The 26,133-nt window shown below is 63.6% G+C and carries 19 protein-coding genes; 14 read left to right on the forward strand and 5 right to left on the reverse strand.

The genetic code is table 11. The annotated features are described in order from the left end of the window. Positions 1–168: 168 nt before the first annotated feature. From FIU89_RS17385 to FIU89_RS17450, 14 genes are all read left to right on the forward strand, one after another. A complete protein-coding gene (locus tag FIU89_RS17385; protein ID WP_368373268.1) occupies positions 169–3,012 on the forward strand; it encodes an FAD-binding and (Fe-S)-binding domain-containing protein in 2,844 nt (947 codons plus the stop codon). Between the two features lie 9 nt (positions 3,013–3,021). Continuing rightward, a complete protein-coding gene (locus tag FIU89_RS17390) occupies positions 3,022–3,705 on the forward strand; it encodes a GntR family transcriptional regulator (protein ID WP_152493756.1) in 684 nt (227 codons plus the stop codon). A gap of 164 nt (positions 3,706–3,869) precedes the next feature. Next, positions 3,870–4,646 (forward strand): enoyl-CoA hydratase/isomerase family protein, encoded by a 777-nt coding sequence (locus FIU89_RS17395; protein ID WP_152493757.1) that lies wholly within the window; start codon positions 3,870–3,872, stop codon positions 4,644–4,646. Then, complete coding sequence (locus FIU89_RS17400; RefSeq protein ID WP_216647036.1) at positions 4,643–5,845, forward strand: CaiB/BaiF CoA-transferase family protein; 1,203 nt, start codon at positions 4,643–4,645, stop codon at positions 5,843–5,845. Before FIU89_RS17395 ends, FIU89_RS17400 begins: the two co-directional genes overlap by 4 nt. A gap of 263 nt (positions 5,846–6,108) precedes the next feature. Then, on the forward strand, positions 6,109–7,596 hold the full coding sequence (locus tag FIU89_RS17405; protein WP_152493759.1) for an aldehyde dehydrogenase: 1,488 nt from the start codon (positions 6,109–6,111) through the stop codon (positions 7,594–7,596). Between the two features lie 50 nt (positions 7,597–7,646). Further along, complete coding sequence (locus tag FIU89_RS17410; protein WP_152493760.1) at positions 7,647–8,528, forward strand: NAD(P)-dependent oxidoreductase; 882 nt, start codon at positions 7,647–7,649, stop codon at positions 8,526–8,528. 88 nt (positions 8,529–8,616) lie between these two features. Beyond that, entirely contained in the window at positions 8,617–9,597 is a 981-nt protein-coding gene (locus tag FIU89_RS17415) for a TRAP transporter substrate-binding protein (RefSeq protein ID WP_152493761.1), read from the forward strand. A gap of 51 nt (positions 9,598–9,648) precedes the next feature. Next, positions 9,649–10,176 carry a TRAP transporter small permease gene (locus tag FIU89_RS17420; protein WP_152493762.1) on the forward strand — a complete coding sequence of 176 codons (528 nt, stop codon included), beginning with the start codon at positions 9,649–9,651 and terminating at the stop codon, positions 10,174–10,176. Continuing rightward, positions 10,169–11,452 carry a TRAP transporter large permease gene (locus tag FIU89_RS17425; RefSeq protein ID WP_152493763.1) on the forward strand — a complete coding sequence of 428 codons (1,284 nt, stop codon included), beginning with the start codon at positions 10,169–10,171 and terminating at the stop codon, positions 11,450–11,452. The genes FIU89_RS17420 and FIU89_RS17425 overlap by 8 nt, the downstream gene beginning before the upstream one ends. 90 nt (positions 11,453–11,542) lie before the next feature. Further along, positions 11,543–13,792 carry an acyl-CoA dehydrogenase gene (locus tag FIU89_RS17430; RefSeq protein WP_152493764.1) on the forward strand — a complete coding sequence of 750 codons (2,250 nt, stop codon included), beginning with the start codon at positions 11,543–11,545 and terminating at the stop codon, positions 13,790–13,792. After that, entirely contained in the window at positions 13,789–15,090 is a 1,302-nt protein-coding gene (locus FIU89_RS17435; RefSeq protein WP_152493765.1) for an acetyl-CoA C-acetyltransferase, read from the forward strand. The genes FIU89_RS17430 and FIU89_RS17435 overlap by 4 nt, the downstream gene beginning before the upstream one ends. Beyond that, positions 15,087–17,162 (forward strand): 3-hydroxyacyl-CoA dehydrogenase NAD-binding domain-containing protein, encoded by a 2,076-nt coding sequence (locus FIU89_RS17440; protein ID WP_152493766.1) that lies wholly within the window; start codon positions 15,087–15,089, stop codon positions 17,160–17,162. Before FIU89_RS17435 ends, FIU89_RS17440 begins: the two co-directional genes overlap by 4 nt. Then, positions 17,155–18,990, forward strand: coding sequence for an acetyl-CoA hydrolase/transferase C-terminal domain-containing protein (locus tag FIU89_RS17445; RefSeq protein WP_254701722.1), 1,836 nt, complete (start codon positions 17,155–17,157; stop codon positions 18,988–18,990). Before FIU89_RS17440 ends, FIU89_RS17445 begins: the two co-directional genes overlap by 8 nt. Positions 18,991–19,057: 67 nt before the next feature. After that, on the forward strand, positions 19,058–20,308 hold the full coding sequence (locus FIU89_RS17450) for an FAD-binding domain-containing protein (protein ID WP_152493767.1): 1,251 nt from the start codon (positions 19,058–19,060) through the stop codon (positions 20,306–20,308). A gap of 4 nt (positions 20,309–20,312) precedes the next feature. Here FIU89_RS17450 and FIU89_RS17455 read toward each other — a convergent pair whose 3' ends face one another. The 5 genes from FIU89_RS17455 to dctP form a co-directional block, all read right to left on the reverse strand. After that, complete coding sequence (locus FIU89_RS17455) at positions 20,313–21,830, reverse strand: malonyl-CoA synthase (RefSeq protein ID WP_152493768.1); 1,518 nt, start codon at positions 21,828–21,830, stop codon at positions 20,313–20,315. Beyond that, complete coding sequence (locus tag FIU89_RS17460) at positions 21,827–23,089, reverse strand: malonyl-CoA decarboxylase (protein WP_152493769.1); 1,263 nt, start codon at positions 23,087–23,089, stop codon at positions 21,827–21,829. Before FIU89_RS17460 ends, FIU89_RS17455 begins: the two co-directional genes overlap by 4 nt. Next, positions 23,086–24,402 (reverse strand): TRAP transporter large permease, encoded by a 1,317-nt coding sequence (locus tag FIU89_RS17465; protein WP_152493770.1) that lies wholly within the window; start codon positions 24,400–24,402, stop codon positions 23,086–23,088. Before FIU89_RS17465 ends, FIU89_RS17460 begins: the two co-directional genes overlap by 4 nt. Then, positions 24,402–24,953: a TRAP transporter small permease subunit gene (locus FIU89_RS17470; RefSeq protein ID WP_152493771.1), complete on the reverse strand. Its 552-nt coding sequence runs from the start codon at positions 24,951–24,953 to the stop codon at positions 24,402–24,404. The genes FIU89_RS17465 and FIU89_RS17470 overlap by 1 nt, the downstream gene beginning before the upstream one ends. Before the next feature lie 83 nt (positions 24,954–25,036). Then, positions 25,037–26,023: a TRAP transporter substrate-binding protein DctP gene (dctP, locus tag FIU89_RS17475; protein ID WP_152493772.1), complete on the reverse strand. Its 987-nt coding sequence runs from the start codon at positions 26,021–26,023 to the stop codon at positions 25,037–25,039. Between the last annotated feature and the right edge of the window lie 110 nt (positions 26,024–26,133).

Below are 26,133 nucleotides of genomic sequence, written 5' to 3' on the forward strand. Positions count from 1 at the left end.
GCAACTTGTCCTTCCAGGCGCGCCGTTGGTCGGCACGATTTGATGTTGCCTCAGCGTAATTATGAATTCATAATTCAGTCAACTGAAAAGTTCCGGGTCTGGAATTACGCCCGAAACAGGAAGGGAAAACAGAACACGATGCGCAACAACAGTCGCCTTTCAAGCCGCTTGAGCCGTGCTGTCGAAGGCTCGGTGATGGCCGATTCCGCTGCGCGCGCCCGCTACGCGACCGACGCATCGATCTACCAGATGATTCCCGACGCGGTCGTGGTGCCTCGCACCGTGAAGGATATCGAGGCGGCCATGGAAATCGCCCGGGAAGAAGCGGTGCCGGTACTTCCGCGCGGCGGCGGCACCTCTCAATGCGGCCAGACGGTCAATCGCGCCGTGGTCCTGGACAACACCCGGCACCTGAACCGCATTCTGAACATCGACGCCGAGAACATGACCGCCCGGGTCGAGCCCGGCCTGGTTCTCGATGAACTGAACCGCGCGCTGAAGCCGCACGGACTCTGGTTTCCCGTCGATCCCTCCACCGCGTCGCGCTGCACGCTCGGCGGCATGGCCGCCAACAATTCCTCGGGCGGCAAATCCTTGCGCTACGGAATCATGCGCGACAATGTCCGTTCGATCTCGGCCATTCTGCCTGACGGCACCCGGGCACGTTTCGACACCGACGCCCCCGAACCCGGCAGCTACGCCGACCTGGTGGCCGACATGCGGGCCCTCGGGCGGCGCGAAGCAGACGAGATCGACGCCCGCTTTCCCAAGGTCCAGCGTCGTGTGGGCGGCTACAATATCGACGCGCTGACGCGCAATGACCTGAACATGGCACATCTGCTCGTCGGCTCGGAAGGCACGCTGGCCTATTTCACCGAGCTCGAGCTCGGCCTCGCCCGCCTTCCGGGCGAGAAAGTCACCGGGGTTTGCCACTTTCCCACCTTCTACGCGGCGATGGACGCGGCCCAGCATCTCGTCACGCTCGACCCGCAGGCGGTCGAACTGATCGACGATACGATGGTCGCGCTCGGCCGCGACATACCCCTCTTCCGCAACACGATCGAATCCTTCGTCGAGGGCGATCCGGCCGCGCTCCTGCTGGTCGAGTTCGCTGAAGGCAGCGCCGAGGCCAACGCCGCCAAGCTGGCAGAGCTGTCCCGGATGATGGGCGACCTCGGTTACGCATTCACCAACAACGCCAAGGCATGGGGCGGTGTCGTCCCCGTGACGGACAACACCCTGCAGAGCGCCATCGCCGAGTATCGCAAATCGGGCCTCAACGTGATGATGTCGATGAAAGAGGCCGGCAAGCCGATTTCCTTCGTCGAGGATTGCGCCGTGGCCCTGCCCGACCTTGCGGAATACACCCAGGGGCTGACCGATATCTTCACGCGCCACGGCACGAAGGGCACGTGGTATGCTCACGCGTCGGTCGGCTGCCTCCACGTGAGGCCCGTGCTCAACATGCGGCAGGACAAGGACGTCAGGACCATGCGGTCCATCGCCGAGGAAGCCTTCGACCTGGTCAGGACGTACAAGGGGTCGCATTCCGGCGAACACGGCGACGGGATCGTACGGTCGGAATTCCACGAAAAGATGTTCGGCCCGCGCATCGTCTCGGCCTTCGAGGAGGTCAAGGCGCGGTTCGATCCGGGCGGCCTCATGAACCCCGGCAAGATCGTGCACGCCCCTGCGATGGATGATCGTCGCGTCTTCCGCTACGGGCCGGACTATGACGTGCCGGAGTTCGAGACCGCGCTCGACTGGTCCGCGTGGCCGGGCGCCGGGGGCGGCTTTCAGGGCGCGGTCGAGATGTGCAACAACAACGGTGCCTGCCGCAAACTCAAGGGCGGCGTCATGTGCCCGTCTTTCCGCGCCACCCGGAACGAGCGCGACGCGACGCGCGGACGCGCCAACACGCTGCGGTTCGCGATCAGCGGGCAAATGCCCGGCGGGCTGACCTCGGACGCCATGGCCGACACGATGAAATACTGCGTGTCCTGCAAGGCGTGCCGCCGCGAATGCCCCACCGGCGTCGACATGGCCCGCATGAAGATCGAAGTCCTGGCCGCCCGGCGCCGGAACTCCGGCCTCACGCTCGCGGACAAGCTGGTGGGCTACCTGCCCCGCTACGCGCCAACGGCGGCCCGGCTCGCGTGGCTCATGAACCTGCGCAACAAGATCGGCCCGGTGCGCAAGCTGACCGAAAAGATTACAGGAGTGTCGCACCGCCGTGACCTTCCGGTCTGGTCCTCGAATCCGTTCCGCGATGACGAGGCGCAGGATGCCAACCCCGATGTCCTGCTGTTCGCGGATGTCTTCAATCGCTACTTCGAACCAGAGAACCTGCGCGCCGCAATCCGTGTCCTTCGCGCGGCCGGCAAGCGCGTCGCGGTGGCCCGCGATGACAGCGGCAGGTCGCTCGATTGCGGACGCACCCTGCTGGCAGTTGGATGCGTCGACGAGGCCCGTTCTGAGGCGCAACGCGTCATCGACGCGACAAAGGCGGCCGTGGCAAACGGGATTCCCTTGGTCGGGCTCGAACCTTCGTCGATCCTGACAGTCCGCGACGAGTTCCTGGCACTTTGCCCCGGCCACGAGGCGCAGGCGCTGGCTACGGCCACGCAAACGTTCGAGGAATATCTCGTCCAAGCCGCAGACCTTCCGATGCAGCCGATTGACCGCCCGATCTACGTGCACGGCCATTGCCATCAGAAGTCCCACGATGCCGTCAATCCGATGCTCGACCTGCTCAATCGCATCCCCGACGCAGACGTAAACATGATAGAAAGCAGCTGTTGCGGCATGGCCGGCGCCTTCGGCTACGCGCCCGAGACCATTGACGTGTCGCTCAAGATGGCCGGCCTCGATCTCTTTCCGGCGCTGGATGCGGCGCCGAAGGATGCGTTCATCGTGGCCGACGGAACCTCCTGCCGGCATCAGATTGCCGACGGCACGCCCCGGCGCGCGCTGCACGTGGCACGCTTGCTGGATCAAGTAATTGAATATTAGGATGCGGTGATGAACCTGAATGAAAGCATCAAGCGACCGACGCTCCACCAGGAACTGGTCGAGCGATTGCGCAACCTGATCGTGGAAGACGCCCTCAAGCCGGGCGAAAAGGTTCCCGAAAAGGAATTATGCGAAACCTTCGGCGTCTCCCGGACCCCGCTGCGCGAAGCGCTCAAGGTTCTCGGTTCCGAGGGCTTGGTCATCCTGCAGGCGAACCGGGGCGCACGCGTCGCAGAGGTGACACGCGCCGAAGTGGAAAGCACGTTTCCCGTGATCGCGGTGCTGGAACAGCTCACCGGTGAACTGGCCTGCCGCAACCTGAGCGATGCCGAGATCCAAGCCATCGAGAAACGCCACGCCGCGATGGTCAAGGCCTACAAGGCCCGGGACCGCCAGACCTACTTCAAGGCCAACCAGGACATCCACAACGCCCTGCTGATAGGCGCGCGGAACGAAATCCTGGAAATGCATCACCGCATGCTCGGAATGCGCGTCCGCCGGGCGCGGTTCATGGTCAACCTGTCCGAAGAACGCTGGGCCCAGGCGATTGAGGAACATGAAGACATAATGGAGAAACTCCGCGCCCGAGATGCGCAGGGGCTCGGTCAGGTCATGAAGACCCACATGATGAACAAGTTCGCGGCGCACCTGAAGGCGATGGGCTCCGGCGGCCTCGAGTCCGACAGTGCCTGAAACGCCTACACCACGATGACTGAACCAACTCCCGAACTAGATGCGCGGTGTGCACGCCGACGACGGCTCGCAGCCCGCCCGTGCAGGGCGTAGCTCCCGACGCACCGCACCTTGTTCATGTTCCGATCAGCCATGCCCCGTTTTCCTGTGGAGACCTTCTTGAAATGACAGACGAACTCAACTCGCAGCTTCGCGATAAGACCCTCTGGATCGCGTTCAATCGTCCCGAGGCGCGCAATGCCCTGACCTTCGCCATGTACGAGGAACTGGCCGACATTTGCGCCAACGTTCCGACGGACGGGTCCGTGCGCGCGGTGGTCATCCACGGCGCGGGCGGCAAGGCCTTCGCGGCGGGCACAGACATGACGCAGTTTCGCGGCTTCAAGACGGCGCAGGACGCGCATGACTACGAGAACGAGATCACCCGCATCCTGACCGCCGTCGATACTTGTCCCGTGCCTACCGTGGCCGCCATCCACGGCGCCTGTACCGGCGGTGGTGCCTCGATAGCCGCGGCCTGTGACATCAGGATCGCCAGCGCACAGCTGAAATTCGGCTTTCCCATCGCCCGGACGCTCGGCAATTGCCTCAATGCCGGCAACCTGGCCCGGTTGAGCGAACTTATCGGCGCGGGGCGCGTCCGCGAGATGATCTTCACCGCGCGCCTGATGACCGCCGACGAGGCACTGGCAGCCGGCCTCGTCTCCGAGGTGCTGAGCGATGAAGACGCCCTGCTGCTGCGTGCCGAGGCTCTGGCCGAGCATCTTGCGGACATGGCGCCCCTGACCCTGCGGGCCACGAAAGAGGCGATGCGCCGCAACCGCGAGGCGCTCGCTGTGGAAGACAACGATCTCATCGCCATGTGCTACATGAGCAAGGATTTCAAGCATGGACTCGAAGCTTTCCTGAACAAGACCAAACCCGAATGGAGTGGAGAATGAGCAGCCAAGGTCCCCTTGCCGGCATGAAGGTCATCGAACTTGCGCATATCATGGCCGGCCCGGCCTGCGGCATGATGCTGGCCGATATGGGCGCAGACGTGATCAAGGTGGAAAAGCCCGACGGCGATGACAGCCGCCGATTCCTGCCGCCCGAAATCAACGGCGAAAGCGCCGCCTACCTGATGATGAACCGCAACAAGCGCGGCATCGCTTTGAATCTCAAGGATCCCGATGCCATCTCGGCTCTGGGCAAACTGCTCGAAGATGCCGACGTGGTAATCGAAAACTACCGTCACGACACGATGGAACGCCTCGGGCTTGGCTACGACACACTGCGGAAAAGAAACCCCAAGCTGGTCTATTGCGCCATCTCCGGATTTGGCCGCACCGGCCCCTATGCAGAGCGCGGTGGCTTCGACCTGATTGCACAGGGCATGTCGGGCCTTATGTCGATCACGGGCGAGGGGCCGGGCCGTCCGCCGGTCAAGCCGGGCGCGCCGATTTCCGATATCACTGCGGGGTTTCTTGCGGCTCTGGGGTGCGTTTCAGCCTATTCACATGCGCAGAAGACGGGCCAGGGACAGATGGTCGACACCTCGCTCTTCGAGGCCGGCATCTCGCTAACATACTGGCAATCAGCAATCGCCTTCGCGACAGGCGAATCGCCGGGCGCCCTCGGGTCGGCGCATCCGCTCAACGCGCCCTACCAGTCGTTTCGCACGCGCGACGGCTGGATCAATATCGGCGCCGCAAACCAGCGCAACTGGATGCGCCTGCTCGAGATCATTAACGCACCCGAACTCGGCAGCGATCCCCGCTTCGAGACCAACCTCGCCCGCATGCAACATTTGCAAGAGCTCGTTCCAATCCTCGAAAACCACTTCATGCAACACGACACGCAAGACTGGCTGGACCGGATGGAGGCCGCGGGCCTGCCCGCTGGCCCGGTGATGACCATCTCCGAGATGCACAACGACCCACAGGCTCTGGCACGGGACATGATCGTGGAAACCGATCATCCGAGGGCCGGCGCGGTCAAGGCCATCGGACTGCCGATCAAGTTCAGCGACACCCCCGGCGCCGTCACCACCCCGGCACCGACGCTCGGTCAGCATGGCGCGGAAATTCTGACCGAACATGGGTATTCGAAGGACCAGATCCGTTCGCTTGAAGAAAAAGGAGCGCTCATAGCCTCTTAATGGATTGACTGCCATCGCTTTGGATAGGCGAAGCCGAGCGAGGTCATCGCAAAGCTCGACACTTTCGGCAGCCGTCGATCGAACCGCCTCGACCTTTCCTTCGGGACCATTGGCCTCCAAGGTATGAACGGTCTTGGCGCCTCAACACGTCGAGTTATCCGCTGGTCTTGGGGAAACCGACTGGTGTAGACACGCCGCAACGGCTGCCCCGTTAGCTTAACGGGGCATCGCGAGCCAGCACATTCACTTAAGATGAGGGCACCATGAAAGATTGGAGCGCATCGGCCACCGCTCTTTACGATGGCGCAAGTCAGAAGATGTTCATTGACGGGGCTTGGTGCGAAGCCCGTTCCGGAGAGGTCATCGAGGCGCGCAACCCCGCGGACGGAAGCCTTCTGGCAACGGTCCCCAAGGGTGACGCCGCCGATATCGACATCGCGGTCAAGGCCGCGCGCGCGGCGTTCGAGGGCCCCTGGTCGAAATGGACTCCGTTCGAGCGCCAAGCCCTGCTGCTGCGCATAGCGGATCGGCTCGAGGCCGAGTGGGAAAACCTTTGCCTGTCGGACACGCTCGACATGGGCATGCCGATCCAGCGCACGCTCGCCAACGGCCGCCGCGTGCTGGGGATGTTGCGCTTCTATGCCGGCCAGGCCGTGGCGATCCATGGCGCGACCATCCCGAACTCGTTCCCCGGCGAGATCTATTCCCAGACCGTGCGAGAGCCCATCGGCGTCGTCGGGGCCATAATCCCTTGGAATGCGCCGATTGCCGGCTCAATCTGGAAAATTGCCCCGGCCATCGCGACCGGCTGCACCGTGGTTCTGAAACCGTCGGAAGAGGCGTCTCTGACCGTCCTGATGATCGCCCGGATCATGCAGGAGGCCGGTTTGCCCGATGGGGTCCTGAACATCGTGACGGGCCTCGGGTCCGAGGCCGGCGCGGCACTGGCCGAACACGACGGCGTCGACAAGATCGTCTTCACCGGCTCGACCGCCACCGGACAGGCCATCGCCCGCGCGGCCACCGGGAATCTCAAGCGCGTGTCGCTGGAATTGGGTGGCAAGTCGCCCGTCATCGTTTGCCGTGACGCCGATATCGAAAAGGCGGTGCCGGTCGCAGCGATGGCCGTCTTCGCCAATTCCGGTCAGATCTGCATCGCGGGATCGCGCCTGTTCGTGGCCCGCGAAATCCACGACGAGTTCGTGCGCCGCGTGGCCGAGTATGCCGCCGGGCTGCGGATCGGTCACGGCATTCGAGAAGACACCGATATCGGCCCGATCATCTCGGCCCGGCAAGCCCAACGCATCGCGGGTTACCTCGACGCAGGCCCGCGCGAAGGGGCCGAGGTCATCACCGGCGGCGCAAGGGCCGAAGGCGCGGACCTTGCAGGCGGGCACTTTTTCCAACCGACGGTGCTGGGCGGCGTGACCGACACGATGCGAGTCGCACGCGAAGAAATCTTCGGCCCGGTAATCTCGGCGCTGCCGTTTGACGATCTGGACGAGGTCGTGACCCGCGCCAACGCCACGCCCTACGGCCTTGCGGCTGGCGTCTTCTCGACCCATCTGGGCACCGCGCACAAGCTGGCCAATCGGCTGAAGGCCGGATCCGTCTGGGTCAACATGTACCACGCCATCGACCCCGCCGTGCCCTTCGGCGGCGTCAAGATGTCGGGATACGGGCGCGAGGGGGGAACCGAGCATATGGAAGAATATCTCGACACCAAGGCAATCTGGATCAACGCGGACTAGGATCCACGACCCGCCACGCAATCAACGAAGACGATCGGAGGCACAACGCAATGCAAGTCGGCATCATCGGCGTCGGGCTCATGGGCCACGGCATCGCCCGCAACATCCTGTCGCGCGGCCGTTGCGCGCTGCATTTTCTCGATCACCCCGGCAACCAGCCCACTGACCACCTGTTGGCACAGGGCGGCAGGGCGTGCGCCACCATCGCAGAGATCGCAGAAGCGTCCGATGTGGTCATCCTCTGCGTCACCGGCTCGCCCCAGGTCGAGGCGATCATCGGCGCGCCGGACGGCCTTGCCGCGTCGCTGCGCCCGGGGACGATCGTGGTGGATTGCTCGACCGCGCTGCCCGACTCGACCCTGCGTATGGCCGAACTGGTTCGGGCCGCCGGCGGCGACTATCTGGACGCGCCGATGACTCGCACGGCGCAACATGCCCATGAGGGCACGCTGAACCTGCTGGTCGGCGGTGCGGCCGAGAGCCTCGATGCCGTGCGCCCCGTCCTGGCCTCTTTCACGGAGAATGTCGATCACGTCGGCCCGCTTGGGCACGGACATCGGCTCAAGCTTCTGCATAACTACGTGTCGGTCGGTTTCATGACATTGCTCGCCGAGGCGGCGGCCCAGGCCGCCGATACCGGCATAGACCCTCAGGTCTTCGTTGATGTGCTGGCGGGTGGCGGTGGCGCAAGTGCGGCCCTCGACCGGCTGGCGCCCTTCATCGTCTCGCAGGATCGCGATGCCCTGCCCTTTTACGTGTCCAATGCCCTGAAGGATATCGATTATTACCGCAGCATGTCCCAGGCGGCGGGTGCGCAGACGTCTGTTGCCGACGGCGTCTCAGCCGCCCTTGCCGCGACGGTCGCCGCCGGCCCCAACGACGCCTATGTGCCGGAACTGGTCCACCTGTTCAGACAGCGGAAAGACGGGTGATGCCCAGGCACCGGGACGCTCCGGCTCGGGGTTGTCAGCCCAAAAATACCTGTGTAGCAAAAACCAAACGTTAAACGGGAGGAAAACCATGACGTTCATTACCCGCGGGCTGGTCTCGACCGGCATCTTCCTTGCGATGGGCCTTCCGGCCCTTGCGCAGACCGAAGTCAAGATCGGCTACGCCCTCGCCCCCGACAGCCATTACGGCGTCGCGGCGCAGAAGTTCGAAGAGGTCGTCAAGGCCGAGACCGGCGACGCGTTCGAGTTCAAGCATTTCCCCTCGTCCGGCCTGGGCGGCGAGCGCGAAGTGATCGAAGGGCTGCAACTGGGTACCATCGAAGCCACCATCGTGTCCTCCGGCACGCTGGCCAACTTCGTGCCCGACACGGGCGTTTTCGATATCCCCTTCCTGTTCCGGGATCTGGACCACGCCCGCGCGGTTCTGGATGGTGAGATCGGCCAGGAAATCCTCGGCAAGTTCGACGCTGTCGGCCTGCACGGGCTGGCCTGGGGGGAACAGGGCTTCCGCCACATCACCAACAACCGCAACGCCATCGAGACACCGGCCGATGTCGAAAGCCTGAAGATCCGCACAATGGAAAACCCCGTGCACCTTGCGGCATTCAACGCCATGGGGGCGGCCCCCACGCCGATGGCCTGGCCCGAGGTAATCTCGTCCCTGCAACAGGGCGTGATCGACGGTCAGGAAAACCCTCTGTCCGTGATCGTCTCGGTCAAGCTGGACGAGGTTCAGGAATACCTGACGCTGTCGGGCCACGTCTATTCGCCCGCCATGTTGCTTGTTTCCAAACCCTTCTGGGATGGCCTTGACGACACGCAGAAAGCCGCCTTCGAGACGGCCGCGGCAGAGGCCGTGACGGCCATGCGCGGCTATGTCGATAATGTCGAGACCACGGGCGTGGAAACCTTGAAAGAGCGCGGCATGAAGGTCAACGAACTATCGGCCGAACAGAAGGCCGCCTTCCAGGAGTCCATCGCGTCGGCCTATGAGGGTTACTACGAAACCTACGGCAAGGATCTTGTCAACTCGATCGTCAACTTCGAGTGATGACACCCACCGGCGCCCACCCGGCGCCGGTGAACCGAACGGGGGCGCCACGTGAAAAGGCTCGAACATATATTCGTCGTGCTGAATGGCTGGGCGCTTATCCTGATGCTGTCGGCAATGGCCCTGATCGTGGGGGCGAATATTTTCCTGCGGTACTTCACCGCGCAATCCCTGCCTTGGGCGGACGAGGCCGCCCGCTACCTGATGATCTGGCTGACCTTCACCGGCGCGGGCCTTATCCTGCGGATCGGCGGACACGTCGCAATCACGAACCTTCAGGACAAACTGCCCGCAATCGGGCAAAAACTTCTTCGCGCCTTGATCGTTCTCATCCTGCTGACCTTCTTCGGCTACATGGTGCATGTCGGCTGGCAATACGCCCAGCGGATGCAGTTCCAGGTCACGCCGGCCCTGCGCCTGCCATTTCTCTATGTCTACGCGGCTATGCCGGTGGGGTTCGCCTTGCTGATCGTCCATCTGTTGCTGATCGCGCGTCCCTTCATCAACGCCGGAGACTACAAGAGCCTCGACGCACGCGGCGTTGACGATGAAACCGTCACCGGCGGCGCCAATGGCTGAGATCCTCTTTCCTGCGCTTTTCCTGCTGTTGATCCTGGGGCTGCCCGTGGCCTTCGCCATGGCGATCTCGGTCTTCGCGGCGATCATGCTGGCCTCCAGCTATCAGCCGCTGGTCGTCGTCAAGGAAATGTTCTCGGGTCTCGACAGCTTTCCGCTTCTGGCCGTGCCGTTCTTCATCCTTGCGTCCGAGATCATGACAGGCGGTGCCGTGACCCTCGCCATCCTGCATTTGGCCCAGTCACTCGTCGGACACCTGCGCGGCGGGTTGGGGCACGCCAACGTCGTCAGTTCCGCCATGTTCGCGGGGATTTCGGGAAGCGCGCTCGCCGATGCCGCCGGACCGGGCACGATGATGATCCGCATGATGGAAAAGGGCGGATACGACCGGCCCTACGCCAGTGCGCTGACCATCGCCAGCGCCGTCGTCGGCCCGATCATTCCGCCCTCGATCACCATGATCATCTACGCGATGCAGGACCAGAACGTCTCGGTCGGCTCACTCTTCATGGCCGGGATTCTGCCGGGTCTCGTGATCACCCTGATGGTCCTTCTGGCCAATGCCCATGTCAGCAAGCGGCGCAACTATGCCTCGGGCGAACCGATGCCCTCAATCGCGGAAATCGCGCGCATCGCGCTTTTCGCCCTGCCCGCCCTGATCCTGATTGCCCTGATCGTTGGCGGTATCCGCTTTGGTATCTTCACCCCGACAGAGGCGTCGGTCATCGCCGTTTTCTACGCCCTCTTCGTCGGCTTGTTCGTCTATCGCTCGCTGCGCCTGCGTGACCTGCCCGGCATCGTGCTGCGTGCGGCCCTGACCTCGGGCGCGGTGCTGCTGATCCTCGGCGCCGCGCGCGCCTTTGCCTGGGTGCTGATCATCGAGTCGATTCCGCAGTTCCTGGCCGAAACGATCATCTCGTGGGATCTGGCACCCATCGTTTTCCTGCTCGCCGTCAACCTGCTGCTGCTGGTCTTCGGCCTTTTCATGGATCCGTTGCCGGGCGTGATGATCTTGGTGCCGATCCTCGCCCCGATCAGCTTTGCGCTGGGCATCGACCCCAATCACTTTGCAATCATCGTGATCGTGAACCTCACGCTCGGGCTGACGACGCCACCTGTCGGCAGTCTGATCTTCGTCGTGTCCTCGACGGTCGGCCTGCGGCCCTCGACCCTGATCCGGGAGATGCCACCCTTCTTCGTGGCTCTCGCGACGGCCCTTGTCCTCATCACGTTCATTCCGATCCTGTCGACCTGGCTTCCGGCCATCAGCGGCTTCTGACGCAGCGTCAGGCACCTCCGCTGTGGCCCGCACCGCTGCGCGCAGGAACTTCCGCTTGGGTGAGGCGTTGGCCCCTAAAGGAGTTCCCGCATGTCCAGCTTCCGCGCGCGCGCGATCACCAAACCCATCTTCAAGTGGGCCAAGGGCGTTCTGCCCGGTTTGTCAAAGACTGAAAGCGAGGCGCTGAACGCCGGCGAAGTGTGGTGGGAGGCGGAACTTTTCTCGGGAAACCCCGACTGGTCGAAGCTGCGCAACGTCAAATCGCCGAAGCTGTCCGAGGAAGAACAGGCGTTTTTCGACGGTCCCGTGCAGGACCTGTGCGCGATGATCGACGACTGGAAGATCAACCACGAAACCGGCGACCTTGCCCCCGAGGTCTGGCAGTTCATGCGCGAAAACAAGTTTTTCGGCATGATCATCCCGAAAAAGCATGGCGGACTCGAATTTTCCGCCTTCGCCCACTCCGAAATCGTCCGCTATATCTCGACCCGTTCGGTCGCCGCCGCCGTGACCGTCATGGTACCGAACTCGCTTGGCCCGGGCGAGTTGTTGCATCAGTTCGGCACCGACGAACAAAAGGATTACTGGCTGCCGCGCCTCGCCGACGGGCGCGAACTGCCCGCTTTCGGTCTCACCAGCGCCGAGGCCGGATCCGACGCGGGCGCGATGATCGACGACGGTGTCGTCTGCAAGGGCCAATGGAAAGGCGAAGAGGTGCTGGGCATCCGCCTCAACTGGGCCAAGCGCTACATCACCCTGTCGCCGGTCTGCACCGTTCTTGGGCTGGCGTTCAAGCTGCGCGACCCCGATGGCCTCTTGGGCGGCAACCCCGATATCGGTATCACTTGCGCGCTCGTCCCCACAGACCTCGAGGGTGTCGAAACCGGCCGTCGCCACATCCCGTCGTCCACGATGTTCATGAACGGACCGACCACCGGCAAGGATGTCTTCATCCCGCTCGACAACATCATCGGCGGTCAGGATTATGCCGGCGAAGGCTGGATGATGCTGATGAGCGCACTGGCTGCCGGGCGCGGTATCTCGCTGCCCTCCATGGGCTGCGCCGCCATAGCCCTGTCTGCGCACACAACCGGCGCCTATGCCCGCATCCGCCAGCAGTTCAACCTGCCAATCGGCAAGTTCGGCGGCGTGCAGGCCCGTCTGGGCCGGCTTGCGGCAGACGCCTATGCGATGGATGCCGCGCGGCATCTGACCTGTGCCGGGCTTGACGAGGGCCGCGCGTTGTCGGTGATCTCGGCGATCATGAAGGCCCACGCGACCTTCCGCATGCGCGAGGCGCTGAACGATGCGATGGACGTCCATTCCGGCAAGGCGGTGATCGACGGTCCGTCGAATTACCTGCTGCCGCTCTACCGTGCCGTGCCGATCGGCATCACGGTCGAAGGCGCCAACATCGTCACGCGCAGCTTGATCATCTTTGGCCAGGGCTCGATCCGGGCGCATCCGCACATGCTCGACAACATGATGGCGCTCGAGGAAGACGACCCCGACAAGGCGCTGGAGATGTTCGATAAATCCCTTTGGGCGCATGTCGGCCACAGCACGCGCACGCTCTTCCGCAGCTGGGGCCGTGCCCTGACCGGCGGTCGGTTCGCGCCGGCCCCGGCCGCTGGCGACGCCACGGACATCTACAGGCAACTGTCGCGCTGGTCTGCCGCTTATGCGCTGACCGCCGACATGTTGTTTCTGTCGTTGGGTGGCGCACTCAAGCGCAAGGAAATGATCTCGGGCCGCATGGGCGATATCTTGTCCGAGATGTACATCCTCTCGGCCGCCCTCAAACGCTGGGAGGACGAAGGCCGCCAGAAAGCCGACCTGCCCGTGCTGCGCTATGTCGCCGCCGATGCCTTTCACAACATCCAGACAGCACTGGACGAGGTCATCGCCAACCTGCCGGCCCGGTGGGCCGCTGCCCTTCTGCGGTTCTTCACCCTGCCCGGCATGGCACAGCGCAAACCTGACGACAGGCTGGTCGCGCAATGCAGCGACCTGCTCTACGATCCGTCCGAGGCACGCGACCGCATCGTCGGCCGCATTGCCGATGGCTGCAATCGCGACGGCGTGCAGGTTCTCAATGAATGCTACGCCAAGGTCACGGAAATGGCGCCCGTCATGAAACGCCTGCGCGATGCGAAAAAGACACCCGAGGAGGCGTTGGAAGCCGGAATTCTTAGCGATGCCGAAATGGCGGACATCAAGGAGATGACCCGGCTGGTGGACGAGGTGGTGGCCGTCGATGATTACGCCGCCGAAGATTTCGCCGCGCTCTTTCCCGCACCGCACTCAAGCGACAACAGCCACCGCGAGGCCGCGGAATGACAAGGACTGACGGAAGAAATCGCGTCTTTCTGGTCGACGGTGCACGCACGCCTTTCCTCAAGGCCCAGGCCGGCCCCGGGCCGTTCACCCCGGTCGATCTCGCCGTTCAATGCGGCCGGCCCTTGCTGGCCCGGCAGCCGTTTGACCGCGCGGCGCTGGACCTTGTGACACTGGGTTGCGTCAACGTGATCGCGGACGAGATGAACCCGGCCCGCGTTGCCGGCCTGCGGCTTGGCCTGCCTGAAACGACCGTTGCCTTTACGATGCAGATCAACTGCGGCTCCGGGATGCAGAGCATCGACACCGCCTATCGCTACATACGTGAGGGCAGTCACCAGATGATCCTCGCCGGCGGCGCCGAGGCTCTCAGCCATGCGCCCCTGACCTTGCGCCAGTCTGCCGTGGAATGGTTCGGACGGATGAGCACCGCCAAGGGCCCGCTGGACCAGGCCAAAAACCTGGCCGGACTGAAACCAGAGTTCTTCAAGCCCGTCGTCGGGCTGGAGCGCGGCCTGACCGACCCGATCACGACGCTCAGCATGGGCCAGACCGCCGAGGTTCTGGCGCATCACTTCAATATCGACCGTGAAACCGCCGACGCCTACGCAATGCAAAGCCATCACCGCCTTGCCGCCGCTCACAAGGAAGGCCGGTTGGACGGCGAACTGATGCCCGCCTTCGCGCGCGACGGAACTGTCTACGACCACGACAATGGCGTCCGACCCGACAGCGACATGGAAGGGTTGGCCAAGCCAAAACCCGTCTTCGAGCCACCTTACGGGAAAGTGACGGCCGGCAATTCCAGTCAGATCACCGACGGCGCAAGCTGGTGCATCCTCGCGTCCGAAAAAGCGGTAGACGCCCACGGTCTGGAACCGTTGGCCGAAGTCACCGACAGCGAATGGGCCGGGCTCGATCCGTCGATCATGGGGCTGGGGCCGGTCATGTCCTCCACGCCCATCGTAAAGCGTCACGGGTTCGGCATCGAGGATATCGACCTTTGGGAATTAAACGAGGCCTTCGCGGCGCAGGTCCTATCCTGCCTTGCCGCCTGGAATGACGATGACTTCTGCCGCGACGTTCTGGGCCTCGACGGCGCGTTCGGCCGCATCGACCGCGACCAACTCAATGTCGATGGCGGGGCGATTTCGTTGGGCCACCCGGTCGGCACAAGTGGCAACCGCATCGTCCTGCACCTTGCCAACGCGATGAAAGCCCGCGGTGCGAAACGCGGCATCGCAACGGAATGCATCGGCGGCGGCCTTGGCGGCGCGATGCTGCTAGAGGCTGTGCAATGACCGGACCTGTCCTGAAATTCTTGGGCGACACAAAGCTGGAACTGGGCCCGGTCGGAGAGACTCAAGGCAACTGGCGCTCGGCGCGGGACGGCGACAACGTGCTTTGGCTCGTCCTCGACAAGACCGACAGCAGCGTCAACACGATCTCCGAAGACGTGATCCGCGAACTGGACGACCACATCGCCGCCGCCGAGGCCGACAAGCCCGCCGCGCTCGTGATCCGCTCGGCAAAACCGGCAGGCTTCGCCGCCGGTGCCGATATCTCGGGCTTCGAATCCATGACCGACCAGGGCGCCGCCGCCCTGCTGAAACAGGCGCATGACGTCCTGGACCGGATCGAGGCGCTACCCTGGCCCACGATCTGCGTGGTCCACGGCGCGGCGCTGGGGGCCGGTTTTGAACTGGCGCTGGCCTGCGATTATCGCATCGCCACGCCCGGTGCCTCCTTCGGCTTCCCCGAGGTTCAGCTTGGCCTGCACCCCGGTCTCGGCGGCACGTTCCGTCTGCCCGCGCTGATCGACCCGACGGACGCCATGACCATGATGCTGACCGGCAAGACCGCGCATACCAAGCGCGCCAAGTCGCAAGGCATCGCCGACGCCATCGTCGAGGAGCGCCACGTCGCCGCCGCCGTAAGCGCGGCAAGAAATGGCAAGATCGAGCGTCAAACGCCCGGTCTCAAGTCCCGCGCCTTTTCCTTCGACCAGGCCCGCAGTCTTGCCGCTCGCCAGATGCGCAGCAAGACCGAGGAGAAGGCCCCGAAGGAACACTATCCCGCACCGCACGCCCTGATCGACCTCTGGGAAAAACACGGCGATGACCGCGATGCGATGCAGCAGGCCGAGATCGACAGTTTCGCAAAACTGCTCGACACCGAGGCATCGAAGAACCTGCGGCGGGTTTTCTTCCTTCAGCAATCGCTGAAAGACGCCGGACGCGGCGAGGACGGCATCGCCCATGTCCACGTTATCGGCGCAGGCGCAATGGGGGCCGAGATCGCCGCGATTGCCGCCATCAAGGGCAAGACCGTGACCTTGGGCGATATCGAAACAGATCCGCTGGGCAAGGCGGTCAGGACGGCGGCAAAAATCTGCGAGGCCAAACACCTCAGCAGCACGGAGACCCGCGACGCGCTGGACCGCCTCATGCCCGACCCGCACGGATACGGGCTCGCCCACGCCGACCTCGTGATCGAAGCCGCCAGCGAAGAACAGGAGGTTAAGGAGAAGATCTTCAAAGGACTGAAAGGCGCTTTGAAGAAGGACGCGATCCTTGCCACCAACACGTCCAGCCTGTCGGTCGACGATCTTGCCGGCGCCGCACCTGCCAAGTCTCGCTTCGCCGGGCTGCACTACTTCAACCCGGTATCGAAAATCGATCTCGTGGAGGTGGTGAAGGGAAGCGCGACAAACGAAAAAACTGCCAACCGCCTCGCCGCGTTCTGCGGTGCCACAGGCAAACTGCCCGCCTTGGTCAGCGACTACCCCGGCTTTGTCGTCAATCGCGCACTCGTTCCCTACATGCTCGAGGCGATGGTCCTGATGGATGAGGGAGTCTCGAAAGAAGTGATCGACACCGCCGCCATCCGCTTCGGCATGCCCATGGGCCCGGTCGCCCTGGCCGATCAGGTTGGGCTCGACATCGGTCTTCACGTGGCCGAAAGCCTTCAAGCCAGCCTGGATGCCTCCATGCCACCGATCAGTGACGATCTGCGCGCCCGTGTCGACAAGGGTGATCTCGGCAAGAAAACCGGCCAGGGTTTCTACGACTGGTCCGACGGCACGCCCCATCCCGACGCGGACATGAACGACGCGCCCGAAGATCTGACCGACCGCCTTATCCTTCCCATGCTGAACGCCTGCGCCGAGGTTCTGCGCAAAGGCGTGGCGAAGGATGCCGATCAGGTTGATGCCGCGCTGATCTTCGCCACCGGCTGGGCCCCGTTCCGCGGTGGTCCGATGCAGTACGCCAAAACCCGCGGCATCTCGGAGATCAAGCAACGCCTCGCAGAACTGGAAGCCACGCACGGCCCGCGCTTCACCCCCGATCCCGGCTGGTCCAACCTTGGCTGACACGCCAGAGGTCTATACCGACGCCGACACGATGGCGCGGGCGGTCTACCAAGCCAACGGTGGCGAGATACGCCTTGCCCTGCCGCTTGGACTGGGCAAGCCGATCACGATCGTCAACGCGCTGGTGCGGGCGGCGGTGGACGATCCGGCGCTTTCCCTGAAGATATTCACGGCGCTAAGCCTGCAACGCCCCGACCCATCCACGGAGCTGGAGAAACGGTTTCTCGGCACCGCGATGGATCGCCTCTTCGGCACCGCGCCCTCCTTGTCCTATGTCGACCTCATCAAGCGCGGCGACCTGCCCGACAATATCGAGGTCTCCGAGTTCTTCTTTCAGGCCGCAAGCTGGCTCGGCAACGACTATGCCCAACGGCAGTATATCTCGGCCAACTACACCCATGCCCGCGACGTCCTGATTTCGCAAAAGCCGAACGTGCTTGCCCAGCTGATGCCGCGCGACGGCGCGCGTTTCAGCATGTCCAGTAACACCGACATTTCCGCCGATCTCTTTGCGCGGCGCAGCGCCGGCGAGATGGATTTCATGGCCGTGGCCGAGCTGAATGATGCCCTGCCCTACATGGACGGACCCGCCGAGATAGAGGCGCGCGAAGTCGCCATGGTGCTGGAGCCACCGCGTCAGGTCGATCTTTTCTCCGTCCCGCGTCGTCCCGTGGCCGATGCGCAGCACGCCATCGCGTTGCATGTCTCGCGGCTCGTCCCCGATGGCGGCACGCTGCAGATCGGTATCGGCGCAATCGGCGACGCGGTGGCAAACGCGCTGATTGCCCGCGACCGCGCCGCGCTGCACGATCTTTGGCGCACCGCGCCGTTTACCCTGCAAGGGGCCGAGGAAGGCCCCTTCCGCACCGGACTTTATGCCGTGACAGAAATGCTCGTGGGCGGCCTCGTGGCGCTGTTCGAGGCCGACATTTTACGCCGCGAAGCACATGACGGCGCCGTGGTCCACGCCGGTTTCTTCGTGGACGCGCGCGACATGTACCAGCGCCTCCGTGCCTTGCCGCCCGACCGCCGCGCCAGGATCCGAATGATGCCGGTCAGTTTCACCAATGCGCTCTACGGCGACGAGCCCACCAAGCGGGACGACCGCCGCGACGCCCGCTTCGTCAACGGTGCCATGCAGGTCAGTCTGCTTGGCGACGCGATGTCGGATTCCGCGAAACCGGGCCAGGTGGTCAGCGGGGTCGGCGGCCAGTTCAATTTCTTCGAACAGGCCTTCGCGCTGGACGACGCCCATGCGGTCCTGACCCTGCCCGCCACGCGACAAAGCGGCGGCGACCTTGGTTCGAACATCGTCTGGCAACTGCCCGTCACCACCGTGCCCCGCCACATGCGCGATGTCGTGGTCACCGAATACGGCGCGGCCTTCCTGCGCGGCCTGCCGGACGAAGAGGTCATCAAGCGCCTGATCTGCATCGCCGACAGCCGCTTTCAGCAGGAGCTTGCCGGGTCAGCCAAAAAGGCCGGAAAACTCGATCCCGACTGGACGGTTCCGCCCGCGCACGCTGCCAATACACCGGCAACCATCGCGACATGGCTTGCCCCCTACCGCGAGGGCCTTCTGCCGGACTATCCGCTCGGCACCGATTTCACCGATATCGAGCAGCTGTTGGTCAAGGCCCTTGCGGACCTGAGCGAGGCACAGTCCGACAAACGGGCACTCCTGTCGCTGATATGGGCGGGTCTCACCGCCACTCCGCACGCGCAGGAAGGCCCGGCGATGGAGCGTATGGGATACGACGCAACCCCAAGTCTCGCCGAGCCATTGCAGGCCCGCGCCCTGCGCGGCGCCTTGCGGCGCCTGGCCTGACCCGCAGATTGTAGACATTGCCGACGGTCGCATTATCTCTCCGCCCGACCTGCAGAAAAGGGATGCGATGACAGACGAAACCACGGCCGAAACCCTGGCACCGGATTGGCCGACCCCGACCCGCGATGCGGCCGAGGCACATCTGGCGCGGGTTCTGCCGCAGCTTGGCGCGCGCTATGCCCACAACAGGAATGTCGACAAAGGCACCGGACGACACGACGCCGTCTCGCGCCTTTCGCCCTACCTTCGCCGCCGCATGATCACCGAGCCTGGGCTGATTGCGGCGGTGCTGCGCGCGCACGGCCCCGAGACCGGCGAAAGGTTCCTGCAAGAGGTTCTGTGGCGCAGCTATTTCAAAGGATGGCTGGAGCGTCGGCCACAGGTCTGGCAGAGCTACCGCGACGGTCTTCGCGCCGATCTGGCGCAGCTGGACCGCGACTCAGACCTGCGCCGCGCAGTCGAGCGTGCCGAAGCGGGCCAGACCGATCTCGACTGCATGAACGCCTGGGCGCAGGAGCTGACCGACACCGGCTACCTGCACAACCACGCCCGCATGTGGTTCGCCTCGATCTGGATCTTCACGCTGCGCCTGCCGTGGCGCCTGGGGGCGGATTTCTTCTATCGCCACCTGCTCGATGGCGATCCGGCCTCCAACATGCTCAGCTGGCGGTGGGTCGCCGGTCTGCACACGCGCGGCAAGTTCTATGCCGCCGAAGCCTGGAATATCGCCAAGTTCACCGACCATCGCTTTTCACCCGATGCCGCCGACCTTGCCGGCGTGACCGAAGGGCTGGAAAACCAGGAGCCGGACGGCCTGCCCGAACTTCAACCGCTGCGCACGCCAGTCGCACCGGATGCGGGCGTTCCGACCGCCCTTCTGATCACCGAAGAAGACTGCCGCCCCGACGACTTCGCGCTCGGCGACCTCGATATTCGCGCCAGGGCCACACTTGCGGCCAGTGCCCTGCGCTCACCCCGGCCCGTGGGCGGAAAAGTCGTCGAGTTCGAGGCCGCGGCCCTGGCCGACACCGCGCAGCGCATCACGCGAAAGGCCGAGAACCTGCAAGCAAACGATCCGGCCGAGCTTGCCCGCTGGGCGACACGCGCAGGCGCCCGCCAGATTGCCACGCCTTACGTGCCCGAAGGCCCGCTACGCGACTGGCTGAACGCGGCGAAGCCGGCCCTGGACAATGCAGGCGTCACGCTCCGCGAATGGCGCCGCGACTGGGACGCAATCGTCTGGCCCCACGCCACGGCGGGGTACTTCAAGGTCAGGAAGAAGCTTCCCGAGCTTTTGCACGATGCCGGTCTGGACTGACCTCTCAGGCGGGGGTGAACAGGTCCTTGAATTCATCCCGCAACAGGTTCTTCTGGACCTTGCCCATGGAATTGCGCGGCAGCTCGTCGCGGATGATCAGCTTTCTGGGATGCTTGAACCGCGCCAGCGCCTGCGACGTGGCCTCGGCAATCGCCTCCAGATCCGGCTCCGCATTCGCTTCGGGCACCAGAACGCCCACGACCGTCTCGCCAAAGTCCGCGTGCGGCACGCCAATGACCGCGCTTTCCAGCACGCCGGGCTGTTCGTCCAGCACCAGCTCGATCTCCTTGGGATAGATGTTGTACCCGCCCGAGATGATCAGGTCCTTGTTGCGCCCGACGATCTGGACATACCCCCTGTCGTCGATAATCCCGAGGTCGCCGGTAATGAAAAACCCGTTCTCGCGCAGTTCCGCGGCCGTCTTTTCGGGCATCTGCCAGTAGCCCTGGAAAACATTGGGTCCGCGCACCTCGATCTGGCCAACCTCGCCCTGCGGCACCTCCTCGCCGGTTTCGGGATCGGTGATCTTCAACTCCACCCCGGGCAACGGAAAGCCGACGGTGCCGGCACGCCGTTCCCCGTCATAGGGGTTCGAGGTGTTCATGTTCGTCTCGGTCATGCCATAGCGTTCGAGGATGCGGTGCCCGGTCCGCTGTTCGAACCTGGTGTGCGTCTCGGCCAGCAGCGGCGCGCTGCCCGACACGAAAAGCCGCATATGCGCCACAAGATCCTTGTCGAAACGCGGATCGTCCAGAAGACGGGTATAGAAGGTCGGCACGCCCATCATCGACGTGGCCTTCGGCAAAAGCTCTATCACCGTATCGAGGTCGAATTTCGGCAGGAAAATCATCGACCCGCCGGCAACCAGCGTGATGTTGGTCGCCACGAACAGGCCATGGGTGTGAAAGATCGGCAACGCGTGCAGCAGGACATCGTCCGAGGTAAACCGCCAGTGCTCGGCCAGCGTCTGCGCGTTCGACAGAAGATTGCCCTGGCTCAGCATCGCGCCCTTCGAGCGCCCCGTGGTGCCCGAGGTGTAAAGCAAGGCGGCAAGGTCGTCTTCGGTCCGCTTCACGGTCTTGAAACTGTCCGCCTGTTCACCCGCCTTGTCCGGCAGGCTCCCGGTGCCATCGTCCTCCAGCGTTTCGATCTGGGCGCGGTGCTTATTGGCGATGGGTGTCAACGCCTCGCGCCGGTCGCCCTTGCAAATCACCATCGACGCGCCGCTGTCCTCGATGAAATAGCTCAGTTCGTCGACAGTATAGCCGGTATTCAACGGCAGAAAGACCAGCCCGGCCTGCACGCAGGCCGCATAGACCGCCAGCGCGTCATGCGATTTCTCGACCTGCGCCGCAACGCGGTCTCCGGGGGTCAGCCCCTGCGCGGCAAAGGCATTGGCATATCGCGCCGTCAGCTTCAGGAATCCGTCGTGGGTCAGAGTGTCCCCATCGGGCAGATGAAGGAAGATCGTGTCCTTGCCGATGTGATCTCCGAACAGGGCGTCAAAAAGCGGGTTGGTCATGCTGCTCCCTCCTCCGGCACGGTTTTCGCCGCCGCGGCGGCCTGTGTCTTGATTTCGCTCGACGTGGCCACGCGTTGCTCCGCCGCGAACCGCTCGTGGTTCTGCGACACCTTGGCCAGATCGTAAAGGTAGTTCACCATCACGCCCGCCGATTGCTTCAATCCGTTGTCCGACACGTCCGCACCGGCATGGACCTTGTGCACCTGGGCCCCGTTGCCCAAATGAAACCGCGCAACCGGATCGAGCGGCAAACCGTCGCCGCGCTTGGCCTGCGTCAGGTAATAGGCGGCATACTCGCACAGCGCGTCGGGCTGTTGCGCCTCGGGATTGATGTCCACGCTCGTCATCCACCGTGTCAGGCCGGGGATCGGCGACAGCGTCACGAAATTCCGCAAAGCCGGGTTTTCCAGCGACAGATCCGCCGCCACCTGCTTGATCAGCGAGTTGCCAAAGGAAATCTGCGCCAGCCCCGATTGGCAATTCGAAATCGAGTAAAACACGGCGGTATCGGCCCGTTCGGCGTCGATCTGGTCGCGTGCCTCGGCCAGAACGTCCTGGATCGACCCGGGAATACCCTTGGTCAGCGCCACCTCGACAAAGATCAACGGCTCGTCCGGCATGGCCGGGTGAAAGAACGCGAAACAGCGGCGGTCGGCGGGCTCCAGCCTGCGCCGCAGATCTTCCCAGCTGTCGATGGCGTGCACCGCCTCGTAAGCGATGATCTTCTCGAGAATATGCGCCGGGCTTTCCCAACTGATCGGGCGCAGCACCAGGAACCCGCGGTTGAACCAGCTGGCAAATAGATGCCGGAAATCCAGGTCCAGTGCCTGCAAACCGTCATCGTCCTGTCCCAGCCGCAACAGGTCGGTTCGCATCCCGACCAGACGCTTGGTCGCACCCGGGACCTGGTTCATCCGCCGGATCAACTCCTGCCGGGGCGACTCGGACGCGTTCAGAAAGGCGCGATAAGTGGCCTTGGACTGCCCGCGCTCATAAGCGTCCAGCGCGTCGCGTACGACCTCGGGGTTGATCACCATGTCCTGTGCAAGGTGCCGGAAAAACGCCAGCTTCGCGGGATCGTCCCAGGTCTCGTAGCGTTCCAGGATCTGCCGCGCCACGGCCTGTCCCGAAACCTCGCCCGTGGCCCCGATAAGGTCCGCCGTCAGGTCCTCGATCGGCCGGTTATCCCGAGGCAGGCCCCGCGAAGCGCCGTAACGGCGCTCGAACACTGTAGACAGTAGGTCGGCAAGCAACGTCATAGCCCCGCTCCCATCACCATATCGGGCAGCCACGTGGCGATGCCCGGAAACAGGCACAGCAGGATGATCGCGATCACCATGCAGGCCACGAAGGGCAGTGACCCGGTCAGGATCGTCTTCAGCGAGATGTCAGGCGCAATGCCGTTGATCACGTAAAGGTTCAAACCCACGGGCGGCGAGATCAGCCCGATTTCCATGTTGATCGTCAGCACCACGGCAAACCAGATCGGATCAAAGCCGGCAGTGGTGATGATCGGCAGCAGGATCGGCGCCGCCATCAGGATCACCGCGACCGGCGGCAGGAAGAAGCCCGCGATTATCAGAAAGACGTTGATCGCGCCCATCAGCACCCAGCGGTTCACGTCCAGCGTGCCGATCCATTCCGCGATCGACTGCGTAATGAAAAGCGACGACAGCATGTAGGAGAACACGCCCGCCGCCGCGATGATGAACAGGATCATCACGCTTTCCCGCGTGCTGTCGCGCAGCACGGTCCAGATCTGGCGCGGGTCCCACAAGCGATAGATGATCATGGCGATCAACATGCACATCAGCGCGCCCACGGCGGCCGTTTCCGACGGCGTGGCGATGCCGCCATACATGGCGTAAAGCACGCCCAAGATGATGAACAGGAATGGCAGGACACGCGGCAGGATCTCCAGACGTTCCTTCCAGGTGTAGCTGCCCGCCGACAGGACGCTCGCGTTACCCGACTTCCATGTCGAGTAAAGCGACCACGCCATGAACAGTCCCACCAGCAGCAGGCCGGGGAACACGCCCGCCAGGAACAGGCGGCCAATCGAGGTCTCGGTCGCGATCCCGTAGACGATCATCGTGACCGACGGCGGGATCAGGATACCCAGCGTCCCGCCCGCAGCGATCGAGCCCGCGGCGACACCATCGGGATAGCCCCGCTTGCGCATCTCGGGGATGCCCATCTTGCCGATGGCCGCACATGTAGCCGGGCTCGACCCCGACATCGCGGCAAAGAGCGCACAGGCGCCGAGGTTCGACACCACAAGCCCGCCCGGCACGCGCGTCAGCCAGCGCTCCAGCGCCTCGTAAAGGTCCGCACCCGCGCGGGTCGAGGCGATGGAGGCGCCCATGATGATGAACATCGGGATCGACAGCAGCGCGAAATTGTCCAGCTTGCCAAAGAAAATCTCCGGCATCAGCGACAGCGAACTCATCCCGTCGAAGACGATCAGGAACCCGGCAGAGACCACCAGCAGGCCCGCGGCCACCGAAATACCCGAAAACAGGACGACGATGGTGATGAGGGCAACCAGGCCACCCAGTGCAAGCGGATCCATCAGACGTCCTCCAGCCCGAAGGGCTTGTCGATGCCCGTCGTCATTGCGAAAAGGTCAGCCGCCAGTTGCAGCGCATAGAGGCCAAAGCCCAGCGGCAGCGCAAGATACGGCACCCACAGCTTGGGGTTCCACGGCGTGTTCGACGTCTCGCCCCAGTCCCAGGCCTCGTGCCAGAAATGATAGCCGTGCCAAAGCATCATGCCGACCACGGCGAGGGTCAGCGCCATGACGATCCCGGCCAGCACCCGCCGCGCCTTGTTGGGAATCATGATCGGCAGCAGGTCAACGTTCACATGACCCCGCACGTATTGCACGTACGGCAGGCCCAGCATGGTCGCACCGATCATCAGGTACGTCACGCCTTCGGTGTGCCAGATCGTGGATTGGTTCAGCACGAACCGGATGAAAATCATCTGACAGACGATCAACACGGACACGACGATCATCAGCGCGGCGACGACGCCGCAGATCTGGCTGATCCAGCCGATGACGCGCAGGATGGGGTTGCCACCGTGGCGGGCGGCCGCTGTGGCATGGGCGGATCCGGACATCGCTCGGCCTCCGTTGAAAAAGTGGAAATGGTACGCGGCGTCGGGCCCGGCGGCGTGCCGGACCCGACGAATGGTTCAGCGGATCACTCGACGGCCAGCGCCTTGTCCAGCAGTTCCTGACCCTCGGGCGAGCCTTCGAGGAAGGCCTTGTAGGCCGTTTCCTGCGCGATCTGGCGCCAGGCGTCGAACTCTTCCTGGCTCATCTCGGCGATCTCGACACCATTGTCAGCAAACACGTCACGCGCATTGCCGTCCTGGCTCTTGGCTTCTTCCAGATAGAACGCCTCGGCCTTCTCGGCGGCTTCCATCAGCGCGGTCTGCTGTTCCTCGCTCAGGCCTTCGAACTTGGACTTGTTCATCAACAGCGGCTGGTACATGAACCACAGCGCATAGTCGCCCGCCGGGGTAAAGCACGACACCTGCTCGTAGATGCGGTAGCTGACAAAGGACGAGGACGAGGTGTTCGCGGCATCCAGAACGCCGGTCTGCATCGCGTTATAGATCTCGGCCGAGCTCATCGACGCGATCGAGGCACCGGCACCCGCCAGCATCTGCTCGAACGCCTTGCCCGCCGCGCGGGTCTGCAGACCTTCCACGTCCTCCGGCGCGGTGATGCACTTCTCCTTGCCCGCGAAACCGCCGGCCAGGTAGCCGTGGACCAGCACCATGATGTCATCTTCGGCCATGATGGCTTCGATATCGCCCATGAACTCGGATTCGTTCAGGCGCGCGGCATGATCGTGGTTCTTCACCAACCCCGGCATCAGCGTCAGGTTATAGGCGTTGCGCAGACCGCCCGCATAGGACAACGGAAAGACGATCATGTCGACCTGCCCGCGCGCCAAGGGCTTGTATTGCTCGCGTGCCTTGAACAGCGATTGCGACGGGAAAATCTGGATATCCAGATCGACATCCGCCGCCGCGACCTCGTCGGCGACCATCTGCGCCACCTTGTGACGCACGTCACTAGTGGACCACTGGTGCGACAGGCGCAGCTCTTCGGCACTCGCCGTCAGACTGCCAGCGAAAAGGGCTGCTGCCGCGACTGCGGCTGTGAAATTCAGTTTCATATGTTCCTCCCAAAACGTCCTGATTCGTATTCGGACTGCCCTGCAACCTAACGACATTGTGTAAGCAGTCAAATTTTTTGTATACAAGAATGGTTTTCTTGCGCTCTAGA

It is taken from the genome of Roseovarius sp. THAF27 (genome assembly GCF_009363655.1).
Taxonomy (GTDB): domain Bacteria; phylum Pseudomonadota; class Alphaproteobacteria; order Rhodobacterales; family Rhodobacteraceae; genus Roseovarius.